Source organism: Vibrio bivalvicida, assembly GCF_001399455.2.
Classification (GTDB): Bacteria; Pseudomonadota; Gammaproteobacteria; order Enterobacterales; family Vibrionaceae; genus Vibrio; species Vibrio bivalvicida.
This window is the reverse complement of the sequence record NZ_LLEI02000051.1, coordinates 1-3,916: the sequence shown is the minus strand read 5'-3', so window position 1 is coordinate 3,916 and position 3,916 is coordinate 1. Positions and strand designations below refer to the sequence as shown.

The 3,916-nt window shown below is 41.9% G+C and carries 7 protein-coding genes; 5 read left to right on the top strand and 2 right to left on the bottom strand.

Annotated features, from left to right (window positions below; genetic code table 11):
- From APB76_RS23305 to APB76_RS16565, 4 genes are all read left to right on the top strand, one after another.
- Window positions 1-226, top strand: a 226-nt coding sequence (locus APB76_RS23305) for a hypothetical protein (protein WP_237767924.1), incomplete at its 5' end; no start/stop codon positions are given.
- Between the two features lie 148 nt (window positions 227-374).
- Window positions 375-812 carry a GNAT family N-acetyltransferase gene (locus tag APB76_RS16575; protein ID WP_054963620.1) on the top strand — a complete coding sequence of 146 codons (438 nt, stop codon included), beginning with the start codon at window positions 375-377 and terminating at the stop codon, window positions 810-812.
- A gap of 145 nt (window positions 813-957) precedes the next feature.
- Complete coding sequence (locus APB76_RS16570; protein ID WP_054963614.1) at window positions 958-1,551, top strand: TrmH family RNA methyltransferase; 594 nt, start codon at window positions 958-960, stop codon at window positions 1,549-1,551.
- Between the two features lie 128 nt (window positions 1,552-1,679).
- Window positions 1,680-2,237 (top strand): nucleotidyltransferase family protein, encoded by a 558-nt coding sequence (locus APB76_RS16565; RefSeq protein ID WP_004742840.1) that lies wholly within the window; start codon window positions 1,680-1,682, stop codon window positions 2,235-2,237.
- Between the two features lie 135 nt (window positions 2,238-2,372).
- On the opposite strand, the gene APB76_RS16560 is transcribed toward APB76_RS16565, so the two are convergent.
- Together APB76_RS16560 and APB76_RS23420 are read right to left on the bottom strand one after the other, a co-directional pair.
- Window positions 2,373-2,765, bottom strand: coding sequence for a hypothetical protein (locus tag APB76_RS16560; protein WP_054963615.1), 393 nt, complete (start codon window positions 2,763-2,765; stop codon window positions 2,373-2,375).
- 786 nt (window positions 2,766-3,551) lie between these two features.
- Window positions 3,552-3,686 (bottom strand): hypothetical protein, encoded by a 135-nt coding sequence (locus APB76_RS23420; RefSeq protein ID WP_269083061.1) that lies wholly within the window; start codon window positions 3,684-3,686, stop codon window positions 3,552-3,554.
- A 36-nt stretch (window positions 3,687-3,722) separates the two neighbouring features.
- Here APB76_RS23420 and APB76_RS23140 point away from each other — a divergent pair, with 36 nt between their 5' ends.
- Window positions 3,723-3,881 carry a hypothetical protein gene (locus APB76_RS23140; RefSeq protein ID WP_167350324.1) on the top strand — a complete coding sequence of 53 codons (159 nt, stop codon included), beginning with the start codon at window positions 3,723-3,725 and terminating at the stop codon, window positions 3,879-3,881.
- The last annotated feature ends 35 nt before the right edge of the window (window positions 3,882-3,916 follow it).

Below are 3,916 nucleotides of genomic sequence, written 5' to 3'. Positions count from 1 at the left end.
TTGTTTAGTTCTTTGGTGCGGCTTCTTGGATGTTGAAATGCTGCCGTGGGTAAATTTAATTTGCGGACTTGGTAGTGGGCTTTTTCGAAAGTATTCTCTGCCAAGCGTGGTTCATCATTTAAGTTTAGGTTTTCGAGCTGTCCAATTTACATTGTCATTTAAAAGCAATAATGTATTTCAAATTAGGCACTTGGGTGAAAAACTCAACCTTCTTCGTAGCAGCTAACAATCTGCTTAAGACGGACTGCCAACGCGGGGCAATTTTAGTTCAAGTCGGGTATAGTGTTTACGGCGGTTTGGTTGAGTGCGGTGGTCGCGTTGTCAGCCACTTAGCAAGGCGTTATAAGCTTCCATTAAAAATTAGTCTGGAGGGTATCTTGTTTGTAACTCGTCAAGCTGAAGTTGAAGATTACGATTTCTTGTTTAATCTCAAGAAAGCGGCGGAATATGAACCAATCAAAGCTATCTTTGGCTGGGATGAAAATGTCCAATTAGAAATCCACCGTAGCGAGTGGGAAGAATCTAAGCCAACTATCATTGAAATTAACGGCTTCCGTGTTGGTAGCTACCTAGTACAATATAAATCTGACCATTTGTCTTTTGGTCGTTTTTTCTTGCTACCAGAATATCAAGGTAATGGTGTCGGTAGCCAAGTTTTGAGTGCAGTTATCCAACTAGCACAAGAACAGTCTTTACCGATTAAACTCTGCTATTTGCAAGGAAATCGAGTAGGGCAATTGTATAAAAGGTTTGGGTTTGAAGTAACCTCTCAAGATAGTCAGTTTGTGTACATGTTGAAGCCACGCTTATAACAAAGCATTTAAGACGGATTCCCAACGCTCGGCATTTTCGGTTTGCTTCAACTTTAGTGTTTACGGCACAATGCTTTAAGTTTGGTGGTCTGCGTTGTTCACCACTTAATGCGGCGTTAGGTCTATTAGACAAATAGAGAAAAAGATGGAAAGTTCAAAGAGTTCAGTTCGCCAAAGAGCTGATGAAATTAAAGAGTATCAGTGCAAAAACTTAGTTGCGGTGTTAGAAAACCCAATGGATGTGAAAAACATTGGCTCCGTAATTAGAAATGCCAATGCTCTAGGTGTCGAAAAAATTTATGTTGTAGACAGTCGAAAGTCGTTACCCGATGATTGGGAAGAAATAAGAGAACGAAAATCTCTTTCTAAAATATCAGTTTCCGCATCAAAATGGACTTTCGTAAAGCGCTTTGATACCACAGAAGAATGCTTAGAGCACCTTGAAAAAAATAGGTTTACATCGCTGGTTACATCCCCCCATATCAAAGGAAAGGCCAACTTTGTTTTACATGAAGCTGATTACACTCAAACTAGACTTGCGGTTTGGTTTGGAAATGAAGCTCGTGGCGTAAGTGAACTAGTGGTAGAGAGAAGTGAAGCCTGTATATCAATACCAATGTTTGGCATGATCGAAAGTCTGAATCTCGCAACTACGACAGGAATCGTTCTTTACGAGGTTACAAAGCAGCGTAGAGAATACCAAGCCAAGCATAAGCGCGCCATTCGAAAAAAGACCTAACAATCTGCTTAAGACGGACTATCAACGCTCGGCGATTTTAGTTCTAGTTTGGTACAGTGTTTACGGTGGTTAGTTTAAGTGTAGTGGTTTGCGTTGCTAGCCACTTAGCAGGGCGTTAGTAGGTCAGGATGAATAAACAAAAACTCAAGGATCTAATTCTGCAAGTTCCAGAGTTGATCGAGACAGCTGAAGTGTGCCAGGAAGTAGGGGTGCCAAACTTCTATATCGCAGGCGGTGCTATTACTCAAATCATCTGGAACAGTATCGAAAGCAAACCGTTTCTTGCTCAAATTAAAGACTTCGATGTTGTCTATTTCGACAGCTCTAATCATGTCACTGAAGATGAATTCAAAAATCGTATTAGTTCACGGTTAAGTCATGGTGTTGACGTTGATGTAAAAAACCAAGCATTTATACATGAACGCTATGCTAAGAAGTTTGGTTGTTCCATTCAGGCATACGAACGCGTCGAGCAAGGTATCCAGTCTTGGCTTTCTGCCTTTGCTATTGGGTTTACTCTAGATAGCTTAGGAAACATTAAATTGTTCGCCCCCTATGGTTTAGAGGACGCATTTAATATGCTTATTAAACCTAACAAAAAGGCAATGACAGAAGCTAACTACAACAAAATGACAACTGGCTATAAGGCAAGGTGGCAGAAAGTACAGGTGTTCCCTTGGCATTGACCTACTAACAAGCTGCTTAAGACGGACTGCCAACGCTCGGCGAATTTACTTCAAAGTTTGTTCTGTGTTTACGGTGGCTTGTTTGCGTTTTGTGTTATGTTGTCAGCCACTTAGCAGGGCGTTATGTTGCAATCACTAGTTGTAATCTTCAGGGAGAAGTGCCTGACCTGAATTGTCGATGAGATAAATGAGTGCATCAATCACTCGGGTTGGTGTTAACAAGTTCTCTTGGCTGCAAGCATCGAGTTCAAGTGTAAGGTGAAGTTGCTCTCGCTCTACTTTGATAAATAGGTTTCCATGTGGTGGGCGGTCTTGTGACAAAGCGAAGGCCCCGATACCAAGAAAGTGTGGGCTGTTAAGGTTTCTGGTCGCGTAGATATCACAGTTTAACTTGTGGGCCAGTGCTAAGAAATCCAGAAGTAAGTTAATCTGTTCATCTGAGATGCTATCAAGTGATTTGACATGTGGTTGTTTACAGAAACATTCCAAATAGTTAATCATCTCATCGATATCGTTGTTAAATAGCATCGCGTCTAGTCCTTGTAATAAGGCTTGCGATTGTACCTTGAGTCAGCAACATAACAAGGCGTTTAAGACAGATTCCCAACGCTTGGCGCTTTGTATTCTACGTTGGGTTAAGTGTTTACGGTATAAAGGTTTAGGTTAGGTGGCTGGCGTTGCTCACTACTTAACGCGGCGTTAGTTGGTATTTGTTTCTTGGTTTTAGGTACGAGTTTCGTGCGCGAGGTTTGTGTTTGCTCTCCGTATCTCGGCAAGCATCAAATTACCACTCTTGGATAAGAAACAGGATTGCTTGCCTAATCATGTTTGGCGTCTGGTACGATGAACGGGCGTATCAGGTTTGTTAGTTTCAGTTGCTCCTACATGCAATGGACTAACTCAGCTTTAAAATTGTCTGTGTTAAAGCAGCGGTGGTCGTTAGATCTTGGTCGTATACTGCTTTTTAGGTCGCACCTGTTTTTACGGTGGAACATCCAAACTTCAGAGTCCGCTAACCAACTAACAATCTGTTAAAGACGGACTGCCAACACGGGGCACTTTTAGTTCTGGTCTGGTATAGTGTTTGCGGTGGTTTAGTTGAGTTAGGTGGTAGGTTGGCAGCCACTTAACAGGGCGTTAGCTAGTATTTAAAGAAACTAAGGGCTTAAGTGCTCATGAATGCGGGGCTCTAGCTTCACACTTGATAGTCCCAATGCGCAAGCTATCTCGCCAGTGGCACTGTTCGAAAAGTGGTTGAATCAACCAAAGTCAGTTTACTGGAGTGGTGCGTTTGTTTAGTTCTTTGCTGTGGTTTTAAGGGTGTTGAAACTTTTCCGCAGCTAAATCCGTTTCGCGCACTGGGCAGTTAGTTTCTTCGATAGCATTCTCTGGCAAGTAAATTTCATCAACTTTGTTTTGGTTATTGATCTGCCCAATGTACATTGTCATTTAAAACCAATAATGTATTTCAAGTTAGGCACTTGGGTGAAAAACTCAACCTTCTTCGTAGCAGCTAACAATCTGCTTAAGACGGACTGTCAACGCGGGGCATTTTTAGTTCAAGTCGAGTATAGTGTTTACGGTGGTTTGGTTAAGTGCGGTGGTCGCGTTGTCAGCCACTTAGCAGGGCGTTATAAGCCTTGAAGTATTACATAGGATATTGAACATTGGAAAATACA